Source organism: Variovorax sp. GW821-FHT09D05 (assembly GCF_059416325.1).
Window position 1 is genome coordinate 396,255 of the sequence record NZ_JBWKOZ010000004.1, and the last position, 19,761, is coordinate 416,015.

The 19,761-nt window shown below is 66.2% G+C and carries 21 protein-coding genes; 13 read left to right on the forward strand and 8 right to left on the reverse strand.

Annotated elements, in window-relative coordinates:
- Nucleotides 1-5: 5 nt before the first annotated feature.
- From AC07O3_RS13120 to AC07O3_RS13130, 3 genes are read right to left on the reverse strand one after another with little or no spacing between them, the layout of a single operon-like run.
- Nucleotides 6-1,148 carry an acyl-CoA dehydrogenase family protein gene (locus AC07O3_RS13120; RefSeq protein WP_093172534.1) on the reverse strand — a complete coding sequence of 381 codons (1,143 nt, stop codon included), beginning with the start codon at nucleotides 1,146-1,148 and terminating at the stop codon, nucleotides 6-8.
- A 5-nt stretch (nucleotides 1,149-1,153) separates the two neighbouring features.
- Nucleotides 1,154-1,558, reverse strand: coding sequence for a tautomerase family protein (locus tag AC07O3_RS13125; protein ID WP_495339499.1), 405 nt, complete (start codon nucleotides 1,556-1,558; stop codon nucleotides 1,154-1,156).
- Nucleotides 1,559-1,575: 17 nt separating this feature from the next.
- The gene (locus AC07O3_RS13130; RefSeq protein WP_093048453.1) at nucleotides 1,576-2,586 is read right to left on the reverse strand and encodes a LacI family DNA-binding transcriptional regulator; all 1,011 of its coding nucleotides are present in this window, start codon (nucleotides 2,584-2,586) and stop codon (nucleotides 1,576-1,578) included.
- A 175-nt stretch (nucleotides 2,587-2,761) separates the two neighbouring features.
- Here AC07O3_RS13130 and AC07O3_RS13135 point away from each other — a divergent pair, with 175 nt between their 5' ends.
- The 4 genes from AC07O3_RS13135 to AC07O3_RS13150 are packed head-to-tail and all read left to right on the forward strand — an operon-like array spanning nucleotide 2,762 to nucleotide 5,848.
- Nucleotides 2,762-3,700, forward strand: a complete 939-nt coding sequence (locus AC07O3_RS13135) for a dihydrodipicolinate synthase family protein (protein WP_495339500.1) — start codon at nucleotides 2,762-2,764, stop codon at nucleotides 3,698-3,700.
- A 20-nt stretch (nucleotides 3,701-3,720) separates the two neighbouring features.
- Nucleotides 3,721-4,614 (forward strand): dihydrodipicolinate synthase family protein, encoded by an 894-nt coding sequence (locus AC07O3_RS13140; protein WP_093048447.1) that lies wholly within the window; start codon nucleotides 3,721-3,723, stop codon nucleotides 4,612-4,614.
- Between the two features lie 9 nt (nucleotides 4,615-4,623).
- Nucleotides 4,624-5,406 carry an amino acid ABC transporter ATP-binding protein gene (locus AC07O3_RS13145; protein WP_093075922.1) on the forward strand — a complete coding sequence of 261 codons (783 nt, stop codon included), beginning with the start codon at nucleotides 4,624-4,626 and terminating at the stop codon, nucleotides 5,404-5,406.
- Between the two features lie 31 nt (nucleotides 5,407-5,437).
- Nucleotides 5,438-5,848 carry a DUF3830 family protein gene (locus AC07O3_RS13150; protein ID WP_093048441.1) on the forward strand — a complete coding sequence of 137 codons (411 nt, stop codon included), beginning with the start codon at nucleotides 5,438-5,440 and terminating at the stop codon, nucleotides 5,846-5,848.
- Between the two features lie 21 nt (nucleotides 5,849-5,869).
- On the opposite strand, the gene AC07O3_RS13155 is transcribed toward AC07O3_RS13150, so the two are convergent.
- From AC07O3_RS13155 to AC07O3_RS13165, 3 genes are all read right to left on the reverse strand, one after another.
- Nucleotides 5,870-7,222 carry an ABC transporter ATP-binding protein gene (locus AC07O3_RS13155; RefSeq protein WP_495339501.1) on the reverse strand — a complete coding sequence of 451 codons (1,353 nt, stop codon included), beginning with the start codon at nucleotides 7,220-7,222 and terminating at the stop codon, nucleotides 5,870-5,872.
- Between the two features lie 2 nt (nucleotides 7,223-7,224).
- A complete protein-coding gene (locus AC07O3_RS13160; protein WP_495339502.1) occupies nucleotides 7,225-8,967 on the reverse strand; it encodes an ABC transporter permease in 1,743 nt (580 codons plus the stop codon).
- Nucleotides 8,968-9,106: 139 nt separating this feature from the next.
- Entirely contained in the window at nucleotides 9,107-10,138 is a 1,032-nt protein-coding gene (locus AC07O3_RS13165; protein WP_426391629.1) for a LacI family DNA-binding transcriptional regulator, read from the reverse strand.
- A 151-nt stretch (nucleotides 10,139-10,289) separates the two neighbouring features.
- Between AC07O3_RS13165 and AC07O3_RS13170 the strand changes: the two genes are divergently transcribed.
- The 7 genes from AC07O3_RS13170 to AC07O3_RS13200 all read left to right on the forward strand — a co-directional run bounded on the left by AC07O3_RS13170 (nucleotide 10,290) and on the right by AC07O3_RS13200 (nucleotide 17,234).
- Nucleotides 10,290-11,156 carry a dioxygenase family protein gene (locus AC07O3_RS13170; RefSeq protein WP_307613801.1) on the forward strand — a complete coding sequence of 289 codons (867 nt, stop codon included), beginning with the start codon at nucleotides 10,290-10,292 and terminating at the stop codon, nucleotides 11,154-11,156.
- A 22-nt stretch (nucleotides 11,157-11,178) separates the two neighbouring features.
- Complete coding sequence (locus AC07O3_RS13175) at nucleotides 11,179-11,943, forward strand: SDR family NAD(P)-dependent oxidoreductase (RefSeq protein ID WP_495339503.1); 765 nt, start codon at nucleotides 11,179-11,181, stop codon at nucleotides 11,941-11,943.
- Nucleotides 11,940-12,827 (forward strand): beta-keto acid cleavage family enzyme, encoded by an 888-nt coding sequence (locus tag AC07O3_RS13180; RefSeq protein WP_495339504.1) that lies wholly within the window; start codon nucleotides 11,940-11,942, stop codon nucleotides 12,825-12,827. Before AC07O3_RS13175 ends, AC07O3_RS13180 begins: the two co-directional genes overlap by 4 nt.
- A gap of 3 nt (nucleotides 12,828-12,830) precedes the next feature.
- On the forward strand, nucleotides 12,831-13,838 hold the full coding sequence (locus AC07O3_RS13185) for a quinone oxidoreductase family protein (RefSeq protein ID WP_354337452.1): 1,008 nt from the start codon (nucleotides 12,831-12,833) through the stop codon (nucleotides 13,836-13,838).
- Nucleotides 13,839-13,858: 20 nt separating this feature from the next.
- Entirely contained in the window at nucleotides 13,859-14,215 is a 357-nt protein-coding gene (locus AC07O3_RS13190) for a cupin domain-containing protein (RefSeq protein ID WP_354337453.1), read from the forward strand.
- 62 nt (nucleotides 14,216-14,277) lie between these two features.
- A complete protein-coding gene (locus AC07O3_RS13195) occupies nucleotides 14,278-15,273 on the forward strand; it encodes a Bug family tripartite tricarboxylate transporter substrate binding protein (protein WP_495339505.1) in 996 nt (331 codons plus the stop codon).
- 122 nt (nucleotides 15,274-15,395) lie between these two features.
- Nucleotides 15,396-17,234: a phospholipase D-like domain-containing protein gene (locus tag AC07O3_RS13200; RefSeq protein ID WP_495339506.1), complete on the forward strand. Its 1,839-nt coding sequence runs from the start codon at nucleotides 15,396-15,398 to the stop codon at nucleotides 17,232-17,234.
- Here the strand turns inward: AC07O3_RS13200 and AC07O3_RS13205 are convergent.
- Together AC07O3_RS13205 and AC07O3_RS13210 are read right to left on the reverse strand one after the other, a co-directional pair.
- Nucleotides 17,203-17,442, reverse strand: coding sequence for a tautomerase family protein (locus tag AC07O3_RS13205; protein ID WP_093048411.1), 240 nt, complete (start codon nucleotides 17,440-17,442; stop codon nucleotides 17,203-17,205). The two genes, AC07O3_RS13200 and AC07O3_RS13205, sit on opposite strands and share 32 nt — an antisense overlap.
- Nucleotides 17,443-17,475: 33 nt before the next feature.
- Nucleotides 17,476-18,213, reverse strand: coding sequence for an SDR family NAD(P)-dependent oxidoreductase (locus AC07O3_RS13210; protein WP_495339507.1), 738 nt, complete (start codon nucleotides 18,211-18,213; stop codon nucleotides 17,476-17,478).
- Between the two features lie 144 nt (nucleotides 18,214-18,357).
- Here AC07O3_RS13210 and AC07O3_RS13215 point away from each other — a divergent pair, with 144 nt between their 5' ends.
- Together AC07O3_RS13215 and AC07O3_RS13220 are read left to right on the forward strand one after the other, a co-directional pair.
- Nucleotides 18,358-19,308 carry a LysR family transcriptional regulator gene (locus AC07O3_RS13215; protein ID WP_426391622.1) on the forward strand — a complete coding sequence of 317 codons (951 nt, stop codon included), beginning with the start codon at nucleotides 18,358-18,360 and terminating at the stop codon, nucleotides 19,306-19,308.
- A gap of 23 nt (nucleotides 19,309-19,331) precedes the next feature.
- A complete protein-coding gene (locus tag AC07O3_RS13220; protein ID WP_495339508.1) occupies nucleotides 19,332-19,751 on the forward strand; it encodes a DUF3363 domain-containing protein in 420 nt (139 codons plus the stop codon).
- The last annotated feature ends 10 nt before the right edge of the window (nucleotides 19,752-19,761 follow it).

The following is a 19,761-nucleotide window of genomic DNA, read 5'->3' on the forward strand; positions in this document are numbered from 1 at the left end:
CGTCCTCAAGCCAGTTCTTTGACGACCTGGCGCGAGATGATCAGGCGCTGGATCTGGTTGGTGCCTTCGTAGATCTGCGCCAGGCGCACGTCGCGGAAGATGCGCTCGATGCGGTAGTCGCGCGAGTAGCCGTTGCCACCGTGGATCTGCAGCGCGTTCGACACGTGGCGCATCGCCATGTCGGTGGTGAAGAGCTTGGCCTGCGCGCCTTCCTTGGCAATGGAGTGGCCGGCGTCCTGCAGCCGCGCGCCGTGGTGGATCAGCAGGCGCGCCGCGGCAATGTCGGTCGCCATGTCGGCCACCATGAACTGGATGGCCTGGAAGTTCATGATCGGCTCGCCGAACTGCTTGCGCGTGGTGGCGTAGGCCACGGCGTCTTCCATCGCGGCCTGCGCCATGCCGAGCGCCATGGACGACATCAGCAGGCGGCTGAAGTTGAAGTTGCCCATGGCCGTCTTGAAAGCCTGGTTCTCGGCGCCGATCAGCGCCGTCCTGGGCACGTGCACGTCCTGCAGCACGATCTGGCAGTCTTCCAGGCCGTGCATGCCGAGCAGTTCCTCGTTCTTGCCGCGGCTCACGCCGGCCTGGTGCGCATCGACCATGAAGCAGCTGATCGACTTGTGGCCGGCTTCCTTGCCGGTGCGCGCGAACACCATGATGCGGTCGGCCACGCCGCCGAGCGTGACCCAGGCCTTGGTGCCGTTGAGTACCCAGCCGTCTTCCACGGCGCGCGCGGTGGTGGTGATGCTGGCCACGTCGGAGCCGAAGTCGGGCTCCGACATGGCGGTAGCCATGACGATGGAGCCGTCGAGGATGCCGGGGATCAGCGCCTTCTGGCTCTCGTTGCCGTGGTGGTGCAGGAACAGCGCCGCCTCGACGGGAATCGCGAACGCGTTGCCGATGGCGCCCGAGCAGCGCGCCAGCTCTTCCATCACGAGGCAGGTGCTGACGGTGTCGAAGCCCGAGCCGCCGGCCACTTCGGGCAGGCTCACGCCGAACAGCCCGAGCTCGGCCATGCCGCGGTACAGCACGCGGTCGAACTTGTCTTCGCGGTCGATGGCCGCGGCGCGCGGCAGCACTTCGCCCTCGGCGAAACGGCGCGCGGTGTCGCGCAGCGAGATCTGGTCTTCGGTGAGGAAATGGGTCATGGTCTTCAGGCGGTGTGATCGGGTTGCTGCTCGGCTTCGTCGCTGGCCAGGTGGCCGTCGTGCGCGACTTCGTCCTGTTCGCGGTCGAGGAAATAGACGGCCACGTTGTGGCTGCCGGTGGTGAAGCAGGTAGCCAGCGCGGGCGTGATGGCGGCGGCCAAGGCGCGACGCTGGGCCGGCGTGCGGCGGTAGGCGTGCACCTTGACGAACACGCGCGTGCCCTCTCCCCCGCCGTCGTGGCCCAACTGGCCCTCGTGGGCATAGTCGTGGGGCGCGATGGGCATGAAGTACAGGGTCACGGTCGAGGGCTCGACGCCGAACGATGTGACGACGCCGTCGGTCAGCACGCGGCTGGCGGTGCGCTTGCGGGTTTCGGGGGCGCTCGGCGCCAGGATTTCGAGATAGGGCATGTCGGGGAGAGGTTGTTTCAGTGCGCTTCGACGGCGCGGCAGGAGGCGCGCTGGATCAGGCGCGAGCCGACGCGGTATTCGCGCCCGCTGTTGGCCACGCCGGAGAGGCGCTGCACCAGCCGGTCGACCGCGAGGTTGGCCATCTCAAAGGCGCCGCTGTCCACCACGCTGATGGCGGGGCGCTGCCACTCGAACCAGGGCGAGTCTTCGTAGAACAGCAGCGAGAGGTCGTCGGGAATCAGCAGCCCGCGCTCCGACACCACGCGCAGCACGCCGAGCGAGGACTCGTGGTTGGCCACGAACAGGGCCGAGGGCGGCGTGGGCATCGACAGCAGCGCGTTGGCGGCCACCACGCCTGTTTCGGGCGCATAGCGGCCGGCCTGGATCAGCGCCGGATCGATGGGCAGGCCCGCTTCCTGCATGGCCCGCTTGTAGCCCGCGAGGCGCTCCTTGCCGGAGGTGGTGTCGCTCATGCCCACGATCAGGCCGATGCGCCGGTGACCGAGGTCGAGCAGGTGCTTGGTGCCGGCATAGGCGCCGTCGAGGTCGCCCGCGAGCACCGATTCGAGCGTGGCGCCCTCGACGCGGCGCACCGCGCAGATCACCGGGATGTCGGCGTGCTCCATGGCCAGCAGCTGGGCACCGTTGGCGCCGTTGGGCACGGCGATCAGGCCGTCGACGCTGTGGTCGACCAGGGTCTTGAAGATGTCGCGTTCCTGCTCGGGGTCGTCGGCGCTGATGCTCAGGATGACCTGGTAGCCGAGCGCCTGCATGCGCGTCTGCACCACCGAGGCGAGCACCTGGAACGAGGCGTTCTCCAGGTTGTGCACGGTGAGGCCGATGAGCCGCGAGCGCTTGGTTTTCAGCGCCCGGGCGAAGGTGTTGGTGCGGTAGCCGAGGGCGGCGGCGACCTGGATCACGTGCCGCTGCGTCGCATGGTTGGTGAGGCTGGAGCCGGCCAGCGCACGGGAGGCCGTGGCAATGGAAACGTCGGCGGCACGGGCCACGTCGCGCAGCGTTACCGCCATGGCTTGGCCTCGCTAGAGCAGTTTCTTGTAAACGTTTGCATATTTTTATCGTAGGTTTTCATAAGGACTGTAGTCAAGAAGAAAACTGCAACCCATGCGGTCTGGTCGGGATTATTGCAATCGTTTCCAATTTTCTTGCATACTGCCAGCTTCAGCGACCCAACCCAGGATGGCCATGCACATTTCCGGAGTCGGCGGCATCTGGCCCGCCACGCTCACCCCCTTCACCCCGGACGGCCGCGTCGACGACGACGCGCTGGCCGCCCATGTGCGCGACGTGGCCGGCACGCCCGGCGTGCGCGCGGTGGTGGTCAACGGGCATGCGGGCGAGGCGACTTCGCTCGATCGCGCGGAGCGCGCCCAGGTGGTGGGCGTTGCGGTGGCTGCGGCCGGCAGCGTGCCCGTGGTGGCCGGCGTGGTGGCCGACGACACCCGCTACGCCTGCGCGCTGGCGCAGGATGCGGCGCAGGCCGGAGCCTCGGCCCTGCTGCTGTTTCCGCCCGCGGTGTTCGCGCAGGGCGCGGGCGCGCGGCCCGACATGGCTCGTCGCTTCGTGAGCGAGGTGGCCGGTGCGAGCAGCCTGCCCATCGTGCTGTTCCAGCTGTCGCGCGCCTCGGGCCTGGCGTTTTCGACCGAGACGTTGGCGCAGCTTTGCATGGACGTGCCGGCCATCGTGGCCGTGAAGGAAGGCAGCGACGTTCCCGAGCTCTACGAAGACAACCTCCGGGCCCTGCGCGCGCTGCCTCGCCCGGTCACGCTGCTGAGCAGCAGCAACAGCTGGCTGTTCGCTTCCCTGGCCTATGGCGCCGACGGCATCCTGTCGGGCCTGGGCAGCGTGGCAGCCCCGCTGCTGGTGGCGCTGCACGAAGCCGTCGCACGCGGCGACCTGGCTGCCGCACGTGCGGTCAACGATCGGCTGGTGCCGCTGTGCCGGGCCTTCTATCGCGCGCCATACCTCGACGCCCACAACCGCATGAAGACTGCGCTGCATCTTCTCGGCCGGCTGCCCCATCCGGACCCGCGCCCGCCGCTGCTGCCCGTGCCGGCCGACGACACGGCGCGCATCCGCGCGGCACTGGTGGCCTCGGGCCTGCTGCCTTCCTCCACCCATTGACCTACTGAACAACCTGTCCCATGGCTGATTTCCGCGGCACCTACACCATCATGGTCACGCCCTTCGACGCCGACGGCGCGGTCGACGTGCCCACGCTCGAGCGCTATGTCGACTGGCAGATCGAATCCGGCATCCACGGCCTGATCCCGCTCGGTTCGACGGGTGAATTCATGTCGATGTCCGACGACGAGATCGAGCTCGTCGCCAAGACGGTGATCGACCGCGCCGCCGGCCGCGTGCCGGTGCTGATCGGCACCACCGCCGAAGACACGCGCGCCGCCGTGCGCCTGAGCCGCCGCGCCGAGGCGCAGGGCGCCGACGGCGTGATGGTGCTACCGCCCTTCTACTGCACCCCCACCGACGACGAACTGTTCCTGCACTACAAGACCATCTCCGACGCCATCGGCATTCCGATCATGGTCTACAACAACCCGGCCGTTGCCAACGTCGACCTGAAGCCGCCGCTGGTGGCGCGGCTCTCGCAGATCGACAACTGCCGCTACATCAAGGAATCGACGCTGGAAGTGACCCGCGTGCGCGACATCATGCGGCTGTCGGACGGCCGCATGGCAGTGTTCGGCGGCATCATGGGCTTCGAGTCGTATGTCGAGGGCGCGGTGGGCTGGGCCGCAGTGCCGTCCAACGGCGCTCCGGGCGAAATGGCGCGCCTGTACGACCTCGTCATGGCCGGCCAGCTGGCCGAGGCGCGCGAGCTGGCGTTCAAGCACTTTCCGATGATCGACTTCGTCGCCGGCCAGTCGTACGTGGCGGGCACCAAGGCCCTGCTCGCGGCCATGGGCCTGCCGGTCGGCGCGCCGCGCCCGCCGCGTCTGCCTATGGGCGCCGAGGGCATCGCCGCGGCGAAGCGCCTGGTCGACGAACTCGGCCTGAAGATCCGAACCACCACCGCCTGAGGTATTCCCATGAGCGCCTTGCAACCGGACACGCCCGCGTCGACCACAGACAACCGGGCCGAACTCGTCATCCGCATGGTCGGCGTGCAGAAGTGGTACGGCGACTTCCAGGTGCTGCGCGACATCGACCTCGAAGTGCAGCGCGGCGAACGCATCGTGATCTGCGGGCCTTCGGGCTCGGGCAAGTCGACGCTGCTGCGCTGCATCAACCGGCTCGAAGAGCATCAGCAGGGGCAGATCGTGGTGAACCGCGCCGAGCTCACCGCCGACATGCGTCGCATCGACGCGGTGCGGCGCGACGTCGGCATGGTGTTCCAGCACTTCAATCTGTTCCCGCATCTCACCATCCTCGAGAACTGCACGCTCGCGCCGGTGTGGAGCAAGAAGTACACGCCGAAAGAGGCGAAGGAAGTGGCCATGTCGTACCTGGAGCGCGTGCGCATTCCGGAGCAGGCCAACAAATATCCGTCGCAGCTTTCAGGCGGCCAGCAGCAGCGCGTGGCCATTGCGCGTGCTCTGTGCATGGGCCCCAAGGTCATGCTGTTCGACGAACCGACCTCGGCGCTCGACCCCGAAATGGTCAAGGAGGTGCTGGACACCATGGTCTCGCTCGCCGACGACGGCATGACCATGCTGTCGGTCACGCACGAGATGAACTTCGCGCGCCAGGTTGCCAACCGCGTGATCTTCATGGACCAGGGCACCATCGTCGAGCAGGCAGAGCCGAAGGAGTTCTTCAGCAACCCGAAACACGAGCGCACCCGGCTCTTCCTGAGCCAGCTGCTGCACTGATCAACCCTTACTTACTTTCCTTCAATCACTCATGGCAAGAATTGGCATCGAAGCGGCGGGCCTGCGCTTCATCGCGGAAACGAATCCCGAAGCACCCAAGACCGTGGAGGCGTTCACCAGGCTGCTGCCCTACAGGCAGAAGATCATCCACGTGCGCTGGAGCGGCGAGGGCTGCTGGATTCCGCTGGGCGACTTCGAACTGGGCGTCGGCTTCGAGAACCACACCAGCCATCCTTCGGTCGGCGACATCCTGTTCTACCCCGGTGGCTACAGCGAGACCGAAATCATCCTGGCCTACGGCAGCTGCAGCTTCGCCAGCAAGATGGGGCCGCTTGCGGGCAACCACTTCCTGACGATCGTGGAAGGCAAGGAGCAGCTGCGCGCGCTCGGCAGGAAGGTGCTGTGGGAAGGCGCGCAGGACATCGCGTTCGAGCTGCTTTGACTTGAGCAGCCGCAGCGGTCGTCAGATGTGCGCGTCTTCGACCGCATCCCCGTCTTCCGGCACGAACACCATGCCGGTCTTGGCGTTGTAGTCCATCAGGCCCGCGTAGCGACCCCAGGCGATCATCGTCTCGAAGATCTTCTCCGGGTTGTCGTACGGCAAGGCGCTGCCGATGTCCTTGATGACGCGCTCGGCCTCGACTTCTTCGTATTCCTTGAGCAGCGCGATGATGATGTGGAACAGCCGCAGCTTGAAGACCTGCTCCTCGAAGATCGCGCGCTTTCCGAGCCGGTCGGCAGCAACGAACTTCCGGCCGAGCTCCGTGAAGCGCACCTCCTGCCGCGGCGTATCGATCAACTCGAGGATCTCGGCCGCCTTGAGAATGGCGATCGTCTCGCCGAACTCCTTGCCGATCTCGTCGGAAATGTCGTAGATGTTGGACAGGTCCGGCGAGTCGCTGAGGATGCTCATCAGCCCGAGGATCTGCCCCACCGGCACCAGCGGGATCGATTCCATCCGGGTGCGCGCACGTGAGATGGGCTCCCCCTTCACGGGCATCTCCGGCGGCAGGTCGGGCAGCGTCATCGTGGTGATGCACTCGTGGATCACGCTGACCAGCCGCTGGAACTCGGGGTCCTTGCTGTCGCGTGGATAGGGCAGCTTGTTCTCCAGCACGAGGCCGATGCGTCCCGGGCGCGGAAACACGACCACGATGCGCGTGGCCATTTCCACCGCCTCTTCGATGTTGTGCGTGACCATGAAGACTGAGCTGAGGTCGCCGCCCGGGTCGCGCCACAGGCTGATCAGCTCCTGCCGGAGGTTCTCCGCCGTCAGCACGTCCAGCGCACTGAAAGCCTCGTCCAGGCACAGCAGCTTGGGCTGTGAAACCAGCGCACGCGCAATGCCCACCCGCTGCCTCATGCCGCCCGACAACTCGCGCGGAAAGGCCGAGTGGTAGTTGCCCAGGCCGATGAGCTCGATCGCCCTGTCGACGGCTGCGTCGCGCTCAGCGCGGCTGATCTTTCTGGCCATCAGGCCCACCGCCACGTTCTGCTCGACGGTGAGCCACGGGTAGAGCGCGAAAGTCTGGAAGACCACCGAGGCATCGGGATTCACGCCGTTGAGCGGCTTGCCGTTGGCCAGCGCCCGGCCCGAGGTCGGCACGATCAGGCCCGTGAGGCAACGCAGGATCGTCGACTTGCCCGAGCCGGACTGTCCCAGCAGCGCAAGGAACTCGCCTTCGCTGACGGCCAGGTCGATGTTGTCGAGCACCTTGAGTTCATGGTTTCCTGCAGTCATGAACGTCTTGGTGACGGCACGGAGCTCGGCCACCGGCACGGGCGGCTCCTTCAATGAGGGCGTGGGAGTGTTCATGTTCAGTCCAATCTGAATCGGCGCTCGGCAAAGGCATACAGCCGGCGCCAGATGAGCTTGTTCATCAGCACGACGAAGATCGACATCACGCCGATGCTCGCGATGATCAATGGCGTATCGCCCGTCTTGGTGACGTTGGCGATGTACGCGCCAAGGCCATCCGCCTGCAGGCTCGTGCCGCCCCATGTGGCGAGCTCGGCCACGATGCTGGCGTTCCATGCACCTCCGGCGGCCGTGCAGGCGCCGGTCACCCAGAACGGGAAGATCGCCGGCAGGATCAGGGTGCGCCACAGGCTCCAGCGGCGCAGGCCGTAGACGCGCCCGGCTTCCTTCAGGTCGTTCGGAATCGCCATGGCGCCGGCGATCACGTTGAACAGGATGTACCACTGCGTGCCCATGGCAATGAGCAGGATGCTGCCCCAGTTGAGGCTGATGTGGCTGGCCACGAAGAAGCCGACGACGATCGGGAACGTCATGTTCACGGGAAACGACGCACCGATCTGCGCCAGCGGCTGGGCGAATCGCGCAACGCGCGGCTGGAACCCGATCCACACGCCGACCGGCGTCCAGATCAGCGTAGCCAGGACTGTCATGGCGGCGACGCGCAGGGCCGTAAGAAAGCCGAGCCAGACGATGTGGCCGAAGTCGGCCAAGGACAGCGCACCGTGCAGCGCGGCAGTGGCCGCCGCCACGGCCCTGAGAAGCTCGATGCCGATCCAGATGGAAAGCACGATGCCCACCACCCGCCAGAGCAGCTTCTTCCATGACGCCTTCAGCCTCACCGGCATTCGCGCCATCGGAGCCCGCGCCTGGAACACCCTGTCCAGCAGCGGGCGCCAGAGGCGCTCGCTGATCCAGGTGAACAGGTAGGCGCCGCGCAGCAGGTTGTAGACCCACGAGGTGGCCGGAGTCGTCGACCCCGTCAGCTCGATCTTGAACTTGTCCGCCCACGCCAGCAGAGGGCGCCAGACCAGCTGGTCGCTGGCCAGGATCAACACGATCATGGCCACCACTGCCCACAGCGCGGCCGTCCTGTCGCCGTTCGAGATCGCCTGCACCATGTACGAGCCCAGGCCCGGCAGCTTGATGTCCTTGTTCATCACGCTGATGGCTTCGCTCTGCGCAACGAAGAACCAGCCGCCGCCGAAGGACATCATCGAATTCCAGATCAGGCTGTGCGCCGATGCCGGCAGCTCGACCGTCCTGAAGCGCTGCCAGCGGGTCAGGCCGTAGGTCGACGCGGCCTCCTGCATGTCGGTGGGAACGGTGACCATCGAGTGATAGAAACCGAAGGCCATGTTCCACACCTGCCCGGTGAAGATGGCGAAGATCGCCGCGCACTCGACGCCGAGCAGGCTGCCGGGGAACAGCGCCATGAAACCCGTCACCGTTGCCGACAGGAACCCCAGCACCGGCACCGACTGCAGCACGTCGAGCGCCGGCAGGATGAAGGCGCGCGCAGTCCGGTTCTTTGCCGCAAGGTAGCCCACGGAAATGGCGAAGAACAGCGAGAAGCCGAAGGCGATCCACATGCGCATCAGCGTGCGGCCCGCGTAGTACGGAATCAGGCTCGGCGAGCTGTCGACCTGCGGCACGGCGGCCGGATCGAAATGCACCAGCATGTCCTTGCCGAAGTGCAATGCGCTCCAGAACAAACCCAGCAAGGCCAGCATGACCAGGGCATCGACCCAGCCGAATGCGCGGCGTTCTTCAGTGACGGTGAGCTGCGGGGCGGTGCTTTTCATGCAGGGCGGGAACTCTTGTCAATGAAAGGGTTGCCGGCCATTCTCGTGCCTGGACGATCAAACGGGAATCGGATCATGAGCAGGAAGCCTATCGCGCAGCGCGCAAAAAGAGCGCAAATTCCTGGACGCGACTCCCTGATCAGCGCGCAGCCGGCGCGCGCGTCGACTTGCGCACCACCAGCTCCGGCCGCAGCACCACGGTCGACGCCGACATCGCCGCCCCGTCGATCTCCGCGAACAGCATCTCGGCCGAGCGCCAGCCGAGTTCGCGGTGCGGCAGGCGGATGGTGGTGAGCGGCGGATCGACCATGTCCACCAGCGGCATGTCGTTGTGGCCGGTGACCGAGATGTCCTGCGGCACGCGCAGTCCCGCCTCGCGCAGCGCGTCGTAGGCGCCCAGCGCGACGAGGTCGTTGCAGCACACCACCGCCTGAGGCGCGGCACCGGCTGCGAGCATCTGCTTCATTGCGACCGCACCCGCCTCGCGGCTGTAGCTCGCGCACTCGACCACGCGGAACGGCTTCATGCGGTGGTCGCGCAGGGCCTGCTCCACGCCCAGCGAGCGGCCCACGCCGGTGGGAATGTTCTGCGGCCCCGCGAGATGCGCGATGCGCTTGTGGCCCAGGCCGACGAGGTGGTCGACCGCGAGCTTCATCGCGAGCCGGTCGTCGCTGACCACGGCCGGCAGGCGGCCGGTTTCGTCGGCGCGGTTGACCAGCACCGTGGTCAGGCCGGCCTTGACGACGAAGTCGACCAGCGGGTCGTCGCGCGTGGCGGTGGCCAGGATCACGCCGTCGACGCGCTGCGCCAGCATGCGTTCGAGCACCGGCCGCGCCAGCGCGGGGTCGACCACATTGGTGACGAAGACGAAGTAGCCACGCGCCGCCGCGCTGGCTTCGATGCCCTGGAGGATCGGCGGGAACACCGCGTTCGTGATGTCGGGCACCAGCACGCCGATGGTGTGGGTGCGCCCGGTGCGCAACGCGGAGGCCGCGCGGTTGGGCCGGTAGCCCAGGCGCTGCGCCGCTTCTTCCACCACGCGCAGCACCTCGTCGCTGATCAACGAACGCTTCTCGGGGCTGAGCGCGCGCGAGACGGTCGACACATGCACGCCGGCGGCACGGGCGACATCGCGGATGGTCACGGGGGAGGAAGTCGGGCTGGTGCTCATGATTTGTGCAAACGATTGTCGTGCGTGTCAGGTGCTTGGGGCGGCTTTTCCTATTCATGACCTGCGGAATGTGGTCATTTTACTTTTCGACGATCTGGCGTAATATCGTGCAAACGATTGCATGAATCACGCAGATTGCACGAGACCCACCATGAACATCGCCACCTCCCCCGACTCGGTGCTGGGCTTCGCGCTCGACGCCATGAAGCGAACGCCCGACCCACGGCTGCGCACCGTAATGGATGCGCTCACCCGCCACCTGCATGCCTTCGTCCAGGAGGTGAAGCTGACCGAGGAAGAATTCGAGCAGGCGCTCGAATTCATCGTCGCCATCGGCCAGGCCACCGGCGAAACCAAGAACGAAGTGGTGCTGGCGGCAGACATCCTCGGCGTCTCCACCGTGGTGGCGCTGCAGAACAACCAGGACCCGCACGGCGAATCGCCGGCCGCGCTGCTTGGGCCCTTCTGGCGCGCGAACTCGCCGGCCTGCGCACCGGGCGACAACATCGCGCGCTCAGGCACGCCGGGCATTCCGCTCGCGGTGACAGGCACGGTGCGCGACGCACAGGGCCAGCCTGTGGCCGATGCCACGGTCGACGTGTGGCAGGCCTCGCCCGTCGGTCTCTACGAGAACCAAGACCCCGAGCAGGAAGACATGAACCTGCGCGGGCGCTTCAGCACCGATGCCGAGGGGCGCTTTCACTTCCGCAGCGTGCGGCCGGCCGGCTACCCGGTGCCTACCGATGGCCCCTGCGGCGTGCTGCTGCGCGCGCAACAGCGCCATCCGAATCGGCCCGCTCACCTGCACTTCATGGTGAGCAAGCCGGGCCACAAGGTGCTGATCACGCAGGTGTTCGCCGATGACGACGAGAACCTGGAGAGCGACCCGACCTTCGGTGTGACGCGCCGGCTGATCGGCCGCTTCGCGCTCGCGCCCGACGGCAAGACCGCCACGCTGCAGTACGACTTCCAGCTCGAGCCGGGCGAGATGAAGTTCCCACGGCCGCCGATTCCTTGATTCCTCAACTCCTCTTCATCCCATGAGCTTCGATCCTGTTTCCAGACTCGACGGCAAGGTCGCCGTCATCACCGGTGGCCTCGGCGCCATCGGCTACGTGACGGCCACTCGCCTCGCAGCGCTCGGCGCTACCTGCGTGCTGCTGCACCGCAAGGGCGACGATGCGACTGCGCGTGCTGCCGCCCTGCCCTCTGCGCAAGGACAGCGCCACGGCGCGATCCGCGCCGACATCGTCGACACGCCTAGCCTGCAGGCCGCGGCCGCAGAGGTGAAAGCCACGCATGGCCGCTGCGACATCCTGGTCAACAGCGCGGGCCATACGCAGCCCGTTCCCGCCGGTGACCTCGACGCGCTGACCGACGAGCTCATCGACGACATCGTGCGCGCCAACTTCCGCGGCGTGTTCGCGACCATCCGCGCCTTTGCACCGATGCTGAAGGCCAGTGGCGATGGGCTCGTGGTCAACATCTCGTCCATCGCGGGCTTCACCGGCGTGGGCAGCAACCTCGCGTATGTCGCAGCGAAGGCCGGGCTGGACGTGGTCGGCGACGCGCTGGCCAAGGCACTGGCACCGGCGGTACGCGTCGTTTCGGTGTCGCCGGGCGCGGTGGAGTCGGGCTTCGTGCCCGGCCGCGGCGCGGAGTTCGCCAGCAAGATGGCGAGCACCACGCCGCTCGGGCGCATCGGCAAGCCCGACGACGTGGCGGCCACCGTAGAAGCGCTCGCGACGACGATGCGCTTCGTCACCGGCACGCGCATCGTGGTCGATGGAGGGCGTCACCTGTGAACCCGAAGACCCTCATCACATGCGCCGTCACGGGCAACCTCGTGAAGCCCGAGCAGACGCCGCACCTGCCGATCACGCCGGTGCAGATTGCCGACGAATGCCTGGCCGCGGCCGAGGCCGGCGCGGCGCAGGTGCACATCCATGTGCGCCACCCCGAAACCGGCAAACCCTCGATGGAAATCGAGCTCTACCGCGAGGTGGTCGACCGCATCCGCCGCGGGAACCGCGAGCTGATCATCAACCTCACGACCGGCCCCGGCGGGCGCTTCATTCCGAGCGAGGACGATCCGAAGATCGCCGCGCCCGGCACCACGCTGCTGCCGCCGGAGAAACGCGTGGAGCACATCGCGCTGATCAAGCCAGACGTGTGCTCGCTCGACCTCAACACCATGAACTCCGGCCCCGACGTGGTGATGAACACGCCGAAGAACGTGCGGCGCATGGCGAAGGTGATCCGCGAGGCCGGCGTGAAGCCCGAGCTGGAGATCTTCGATTCGGGCGACATCAACCTCGCACTCGACCTCATCGCCGACGGCACGCTCGACGGCCCCGCCATGTGGACCTTCGTGCTCGGCGTGAAGTACGGCTTTGCGCCCACACCCGAGACGCTGCTCTACGCGCGCAACATGCTGCCGCGCGGCGCCTTCTGGAGCGCCTTCGGCATCGGCCGCATGGAGTTTCCGATCGTCGCGCAGGTCTGGCTGCTGGGCGGCCATGTGCGCGTGGGCATGGAGGACAACATCTACCTGGAGAAGGGCGTGCTGGCCGAGAGCAATGCGCAGCTGGTGGCGAAGGCGCGCGACATCCTGCTGAGCCTGGGCGGCGAGATCGCCAACCCGCGCGAGGCGCGCACCATGCTGGGCTTGCCGGAAGCGAGAGGCTGAACGATGAGCGTCGCAGCCATGCACACCACCCACGCATCCCGCGCATTGCGGGTGAGCGAGAAGGCCGCCAACCTCGACACGCTGCGGCTCGAGGCCGCGCCGCAGCCGGAACCCACGCCGCCACCCGGCCACGCCGTGGTGCGCATCGCCGCCGCCGCGGTGAACCCGAGCGACGTGAAAGCGACGCTGGGCATCATGCCGCAGGCTGTCTGGCCACGCACCCCGGGCCGCGACTTCGCGGGCACCGTGGTGAGCGGCCCTGCCGAATGGATCGGCCGCGAGGTCTACGGCTCGGGCGGCGACGTGGGCATCACGCGCGACGGCTCGCACGCGCGCTACCTGGTGCTGCCCGAAGCGGCGCTGCGCGCAAAGCCCCGGGGCATTTCGATGGACGAGGCCGGCGCGGTGGGCGTGCCCTTCGTCACCGCCTACGAAGGCTTTCGCCGCAGCGGCATGCCGCAGGCGGGCCAGACTGTGCTGGTGCTCGGCGCCAACGGAAAGGTCGGGCAGGCGGCGGTGCAACTCGCTTCGCAGGCTGGCGCGCGGGTGATCGCAGTGCAGCGGCACGCCGGGCCCTTCGAGGGATTCGCGAACGGGCCGGTCGACGTGATCGACGCGCGCCAGCACGCCGACGTGGGCGCGCAAGTGCGCGAACTCACCGACGGGCGCGGCGCGCACATCGTCTACAACACCGTGGGGAGCGCCTACTTCGAGGCCGCCAACAAGGCGATGGCCAAGGGCGCGACGCAGATCTTCATTGCCACGCACGACCGCGCGGTGCCCTTCGACATCTTCGCGTTCTACCGCGGCATGCACACCTTCGTGGGCATCGACTCGCTTGCGATGGACTGCGTGGCCTCCACCGCGCAGCTCGACGCGATGCGCGAGGGCTTCGAGCGCGGCACGCTGAAGCCCTTTCCCGTGGCGCGCCACTTCACGCTCGACGAAGCCATCGATGCTTACCGGCTGGTGCTGTCGGGCAGCACCGACCGCGTTGTGCTGCGCCCCTGAAACCGCAAGGACCACCCGCCATGCACGTGACCCGTTTCAACGAAGCGCCGCACTACGAGGCGCCCAACCACTTCGACATGCGTTGCCTGCGCCTGCAGGGCAAGGAAGCCGGGCCCTCCACGCAGATGTGGATGGGCATGAGCCAGATCCTGCCCGGCGGCCACACCGGGCTCGACGGCTCGCCGATGGAAAAGCTCTACCTCGTGCTCGAAGGCCAGCTGCATGTGGTCGGTGAGACCGACGGCGTGCACCAGGAAGACGTGCTCGAGCAGTACGACAGCTGCCGCTTCGCACCCGGCGAGAAACGCCAACTCGAAAACCGAACCAACCGCCCGGTGCTGGTCGCGCTGGTGATGCCGAACGCGCCACCGGCCTAGCGCTCGCACCCCCTTCGGTCATTCATTGCTCATCGAACAAATCAACGGAGACAAGACGCATGATGAAGAAGACATTCCCCTGGAGCCGCCGACAGGCACTCACCGTGGCCGCTGCGCTTGCGGCCTGCACGCTGGGCAGCAGCGGCGCGCTCGCGCAGGGCGCATGGCCGGGCACGCAGCCGATCAAGCTGGTGGTGCCGTTCACGGCAGGCAGCGGCACCGACATCGTCGCGCGCCTCGTGGCCGAGAAGCTCGGACCAGCGCTGGGCACGAGCGTGATCGTCGACAACAAGCCCGGCGCGGGCGGAACCCTGGGCGCGGCCATCACGGCCAAGTCACCGGCCGACGGGTACACGCTGCTGGTGCATTCAGCGGGGCACCTCGTGAATCCATGGATCTACAAGGGCCTGTCGTACGACACGATCAAGGACTTCACCGGCATCACGCCGATGGCGAGCCTGCCCAACGTGCTCGTGACCGCGCCCGCGCATTTCACGAACGTGCAGGACCTGGTCGCGAAGGTCAAGGCAAAGCCGGGCAGCTTCAACTACGGATCGGCTGGCAACGGCTCGGCCACGCACATGAACGCGGAGGTGTTCCGCCTCGCGGCCGGGCTCGATGCGCAGCACGTGCCCTTCCGCGGCACGCCCGAAGCGATGACCGAGGTGATGTCGGGCCGCGTCGACTGGTTCTTCGCGCCGATGGTGTCGGCGCTGCCACTCATCAAGAGCGGCAAGCTGCAGGCACTGGCCGTGGGAACCGCTCAGCGTTCCTCGGCCCTGCCCGATGCACCCACCACCGTGGAGGCCGGCGTGCCGGGTTCGGCGTATTTGTTCTGGGTCGGCCTCTTCGCTCCGGCGAAGACGCCGCAGCCCGTGGTGGAGCGGCTTCAGGCCGAGGTCGCGAAGATCATGGTGTCGCCCGAGCTGAAAGAGCGGCTGGAGAAGCTCGGCGCCGAGCCGTTCACGATGCCATCGGCACAGTTCAACAAGTTCATCGTCGATGAAACCGCCAAGGCGCAACAGGTGGTCAAGGCTGCGAGCATCAAGGTGGACTGACACAGAAATGCCATTGATGAGCCCGATCGATCCCGCGATACTCCCGCGCGGGAGGCGGCCGTGGCCAGCGCACTCTCGAAGTCGACATCCAATCGGCCGCTACCGGAACGTGGAGGGGACTCATGCAGAACGCCGTGGCTTTCGCCAACAACGAGGTGATCATGGTCGCGTGGAGCTACGGCAAGAAGCCGGATGGCTGCATGGGATTCGCGGTCTACCGCATCGACCAGCACGGCCGTGAGACGCCCCTGCCAGGCCAGGCGAGGTTCAAGGGCATCACACCCAAGAAATGGACCACCGAGGAACTTCCGATCCAGAAGTTCTACTGGAAAGATCCTTACGCGCGTCTCGAAGCCGAGAAGAACAAGAACCGGATCTTCCGCTACAAGATCGTGCCGCTGGAGGGCGCCCCGGGAAAGCTCCAGCCCATGGCGAAGCTGCCGATCCTGCTGACCAACGAGGTGGAGATCACCCCGGTGATCGACGACAAGCTGAGCGTCTACTTCAACCGCGGATTGATCTCCACGCAGCGCGTCGCGCGCGCGCTCGGCTCCAAGGACATGAAGGACTCGCTGATCGAGAGGGTCTTGGACCCCGGCGACAAGAGCAAGCTCCGCGAGAGCCTCTCGGGCGACATGATCGAGGCCATCCAGGAGTTTCTTGCGCGCGCCGACGGCAAGGGCAAGATCTACGCGGCGCTCTACGAACTCAAGGACCCGCAGCTGATCGGCTGGCTCGCAGGGCTGGGCGAACGCCTCCACATCGTCCTGGGCGACTCCAAGGAAGACGAGGAAGTGCTGGGCGAGGACGGCAAACCGGTGAAGGTGACCAACCCCAAGACCGGCAAGACCAAGATCAAAACCGTGAAGGTCGATGGCAACGAGCAAGCGCGCGAAACCCTGACCGGCACTGCTGCGGAGATTCACAACCGCATCATGCCCAACGGCCATATCGCCCATAACAAGTTCCTGGTCTACGTCGACTCCAAGGGCAAGCCGAAGGCAGTGTTCACCGGCTCCACCAACTGGACGGCCACCGGCCTGTGCACCCAGACCAACAATTCCATCGTCATCGACAACGATGCGCTCGCCAAGCGCTATCTGGCGTACTGGAAAGAGCTCGCCAAGGACACCGACGAGGCCGCGGACGATCCGAAAGCCTTGCAGGGCGCCGCGCTTCGCAAGTGGGCGTCGAAGGGCTCGGCGCTGACACTGGACGACGGCGCGGCGGCTCACAGCTGGTTTTCGCCGAACACGCCGAAGGCGCGCGGCAAGAACCCGGCAACCGAGAAGCGCCCGCCGGACATGGAGGACCTTGCCCAGCTGATCGCGGGCGCCAGCCACTCCGTGCTCTTTCTCGCCTTCTATCCGGGCAGCCCGAGCATCGCGAACTGGACAGCCCAGGCCGCGAGCAAGAACAAGAAGCTGTTCGTGCGCGGATGCGTGACGAACAAGTCGGCCTCGGAAGGCTTCTATTACGAGCTCAAGGGCATGACTCCGCCCGCCAGGAAGAAGGGTGAGAAGAAACCGCCCGTGCTCCAGGACCCGCGTGTTTTCGGAGCCGAGGCGTTCGACTTCAAGGTGCCCGATGGCTGGAAGAAGGAAATCCTCAATGCCGGCTTCGCGATCATTCACGACAAGGTCGTGGTGATCGACCCCTTCGACGACGACTGCGTCGTTGCCACCGGCAGCCACAACCTGGGGCACAAGGCATCGTTCGACAACGACGAGAACCTGCTGATCGTGCGTGGCAACAAGAAGCTCGCGATGGCCTATGCGACCCGCATCCTGGACGTCTACGACCACTTCTCCTCCCGCTTCTGGTTCAAGCAGCTTGGCGGCCAGAAGGACGCGCTGGAACTCAAAAGCACGCCGGAGGAATGGCTGGGCAAGTACTACGACAAGAAGGGCCGGCTCAAGAACCCGCAGCTCAAGTTCTGGATGGACGCGGCGGTGCAGTAGCAGCAAGCGTCTGCTCGCGGCGCACCTCGGTGATCGTGCGGCCGTGCTGGCCCCAGTTGTCGGTGTCGTATTCGTCGATCACGACAAAGGTCGAGGCAGGATCCTTGTTCAGGACGCGCACCATCATCTCGGTGGCCTCGGCGATCAGCTGCTTCTTCTGGTCGAGCGTGGTGCCTTCGCGGGTGATTTCGATGCGGATGTAGGGCATGGCGTTCTCCGGGGTTCGTTGTCGATGCTTCGCTCACCACTTGCCGGTGCCCATGCCGCCGTCCACGGGCAGCACGATGCCGGTCGTGAAGCTCGCGTCGCTCAGGTAGAGAACCGCGTCGACGATTTCCTGCGCCGTGCCGATGCGGCCTGCCGGCTGCAGCGTGTTGAGGAAGCCGTGCATTTCCTTCGTGTACATCGGCGTGTCGACGATGCCCGGCGCCACCGCCGTCACCTGGATGTTGTGCGGCGCCAGTTCCAGCGCCAGCGCCTTCGTCGCCTGGTTGATGCCGCCCTTGATCAGCAGCGGCAGCACGGCCGGCACGGCCTGGTTGGGCTGCGAGGCAAGGCTTGCCGTGATGCTGATGATGTGGCCCGCCTTGCGCTCGACCATGTGGCGGACTGCCGCCTGCGACGGATAGACGAAACCCTTCAGGTTGGTGCTCACCAGGGCTTCCAGCTCGTCCGGCGTGTACTGGATGAACGGCTTGGCGTTGAAGAATCCGGCGTTGTTGACGAGCACGTCCACGTGCCCGAAGCGCTCGATGGCACGCCGCACCAGCAGATCGCCGACGACGGGGTCGGCGACGTCGCCGGCAACGCCCAGGAAGTTGTCGGGCGAACCGAGCGACACGGATGCCTGTTGCAGGCGTTCGGCGCTGCGGGCGTTGCCGACGACGTTGTCGCCGCGCTGCAGGTACGCGCCGGCCAGGGCCAGGCCGATGCCGCTCGAGGCGCCGGTGATCACGATCGTCTTGGGTTGGGTCTTCATGATGGTTTCCTTTCGGGTGGTCAAAGCGGAGGCAGTTGGTTCAGGTTCATGGAGGCTCTCGCCTCTGGGATCTACTTTATTGACGCCCTTCAAGTTGATAAAGATGATCGAAGCATCTTTAGTCTTTACTCCATGTAATCAATCATGAATCGCCAGTTCGACGACTTGCTGCTGGGAAGCCTGGAGCTTTTCTGTCTTGCAGCCGAGCAAGAGGGGTTCACCGCCGCAGCCGCCGTTGCGGGCGTGACGCCCGCCGCCGTAAGCAGGACGGTGGGCAGGCTGGAAGAACGCCTCGGCGTGCGCCTCTTCCTGCGCACGACACGGCAGATACGGCTGAGCGAGGCGGGCCAGGCCTATTACGAGCAATGCCGCCAGGCGCTCAACCAGTTGGTGGAGGCCGAACGCCAGGTCAGCGGCCAGCAGATCACGCCAAGCGGCCTGCTGCGGATCAGCGTTCCCACCACCTACGGGCACTACCGGCTGCTGCCGCTGCTGCCGGAGTTCAGGGCGCGCTACCCGGACATCCGGGTCGAGGTTCACGTCAGCAACCGCAACATCGACTTCGCCGCGGAGGGGTACGACCTTGCCGTGCGTGTGCGCGCGCCAGCCGACTCGACCCTGGTTGCTCGCCATCTCGAGGACGCCGAACTCGTGCTCGTCGCAGCCCCGGACTACCTGCGCCGGCACGGGGAACCCCGGACCCTGGACGACCTGCAGACCCACGAATGCATCCAGTTCGAGCTGCCCAGCAGCGGCCGCACCATCCCCTGGCTGTGCCGTCAGGACGGCCAGGACATCGAAATGCTCACCTCCGGCGGCTACGCCTGCTCGGACGACGTCCTGGCCGGGGTTACGCTGGCCCGGCATGGCGCGGGCATCTTCCAGGCCTATCGCTTCGTGGTCGAGGAAGACTTGCGCCAGGGACGACTGGTCGAAGTGCTCAAGCCCTTCGGCGGCCGGTCCCGGCCCTACAACCTGCTGTATCCCAAGCTGCGGTTCGCGCCGCTGCGCGTGCGCACCTTCGTGGACTTCCTGATGGGCCACCGGGCGGATGCGGCGGGCGTGTCTGGCGGCGGCTTGGCGGGCCGGGCGTGAGATCCGTTACGCACCGGCTGTCGATGTTCATCCAGCTCGAAACTCGGTCTCTTTGGAAATCAACTACTTGGCGCATCTTGACTCATCGCATACGGAATCCTTGTCTCATCCAAGTCGGAATTTTCCGGCCTCTGTTTCACTTAACTCCGAACTTTGTCGAACCGGACCACGGCGCGCATGAACTGCTCAATGGTTGTGGACTGCCAACCCAGATCGGCCAAACCTACCGCAGGTTGCAGGATGGCGAGCGATACAGCGGCTTCTATCGCAGGAGCATCTCGCTTGCCAATGGCCGCTTCGCCAACTTGGGCGACGGAAAGGGCTTTAGCTTGGTTCCCTGGCGACCAGTGGTTGAACGGCATTTGGGGAGGCAAGTCGCCGATACCGTGCGTAGTCAAACAATTGATTGGCAACTGGGGAGGCTGCGAGGCATGTCAACTTAGCCCCTCACGC

Coding starts and splice junctions, on each gene's coding strand:
- AC07O3_RS13120 (WP_093172534.1), bottom strand. CDS start 1,148: ATGACCCATTTCCTCACCGAAGACCAGATCTCGCTGCGCGACACCGCG.
- AC07O3_RS13125 (WP_495339499.1), bottom strand. CDS start 1,558: ATGCCCTATCTCGAAATCCTGGCGCCGAGCGCCCCCGAAACCCGCAAG.
- AC07O3_RS13130 (WP_093048453.1), bottom strand. CDS start 2,586: ATGGCGGTAACGCTGCGCGACGTGGCCCGTGCCGCCGACGTTTCCATT.
- AC07O3_RS13135 (WP_495339500.1), top strand. CDS start 2,762: ATGCACATTTCCGGAGTCGGCGGCATCTGGCCCGCCACGCTCACCCCC.
- AC07O3_RS13140 (WP_093048447.1), top strand. CDS start 3,721: ATGGCTGATTTCCGCGGCACCTACACCATCATGGTCACGCCCTTCGAC.
- AC07O3_RS13145 (WP_093075922.1), top strand. CDS start 4,624: ATGAGCGCCTTGCAACCGGACACGCCCGCGTCGACCACAGACAACCGG.
- AC07O3_RS13150 (WP_093048441.1), top strand. CDS start 5,438: ATGGCAAGAATTGGCATCGAAGCGGCGGGCCTGCGCTTCATCGCGGAA.
- AC07O3_RS13155 (WP_495339501.1), bottom strand. CDS start 7,222: ATGAACACTCCCACGCCCTCATTGAAGGAGCCGCCCGTGCCGGTGGCC.
- AC07O3_RS13160 (WP_495339502.1), bottom strand. CDS start 8,967: ATGAAAAGCACCGCCCCGCAGCTCACCGTCACTGAAGAACGCCGCGCA.
- AC07O3_RS13165 (WP_426391629.1), bottom strand. CDS start 10,138: ATGAGCACCAGCCCGACTTCCTCCCCCGTGACCATCCGCGATGTCGCC.
- AC07O3_RS13170 (WP_307613801.1), top strand. CDS start 10,290: ATGAACATCGCCACCTCCCCCGACTCGGTGCTGGGCTTCGCGCTCGAC.
- AC07O3_RS13175 (WP_495339503.1), top strand. CDS start 11,179: ATGAGCTTCGATCCTGTTTCCAGACTCGACGGCAAGGTCGCCGTCATC.
- AC07O3_RS13185 (WP_354337452.1), top strand. CDS start 12,831: ATGAGCGTCGCAGCCATGCACACCACCCACGCATCCCGCGCATTGCGG.
- AC07O3_RS13190 (WP_354337453.1), top strand. CDS start 13,859: ATGCACGTGACCCGTTTCAACGAAGCGCCGCACTACGAGGCGCCCAAC.
- AC07O3_RS13195 (WP_495339505.1), top strand. CDS start 14,278: ATGAAGAAGACATTCCCCTGGAGCCGCCGACAGGCACTCACCGTGGCC.
- AC07O3_RS13200 (WP_495339506.1), top strand. CDS start 15,396: ATGCAGAACGCCGTGGCTTTCGCCAACAACGAGGTGATCATGGTCGCG.
- AC07O3_RS13205 (WP_093048411.1), bottom strand. CDS start 17,442: ATGCCCTACATCCGCATCGAAATCACCCGCGAAGGCACCACGCTCGAC.
- AC07O3_RS13210 (WP_495339507.1), bottom strand. CDS start 18,213: ATGAAGACCCAACCCAAGACGATCGTGATCACCGGCGCCTCGAGCGGC.
- AC07O3_RS13215 (WP_426391622.1), top strand. CDS start 18,358: ATGAATCGCCAGTTCGACGACTTGCTGCTGGGAAGCCTGGAGCTTTTC.
- AC07O3_RS13220 (WP_495339508.1), top strand. CDS start 19,332: ATGTTCATCCAGCTCGAAACTCGGTCTCTTTGGAAATCAACTACTTGG.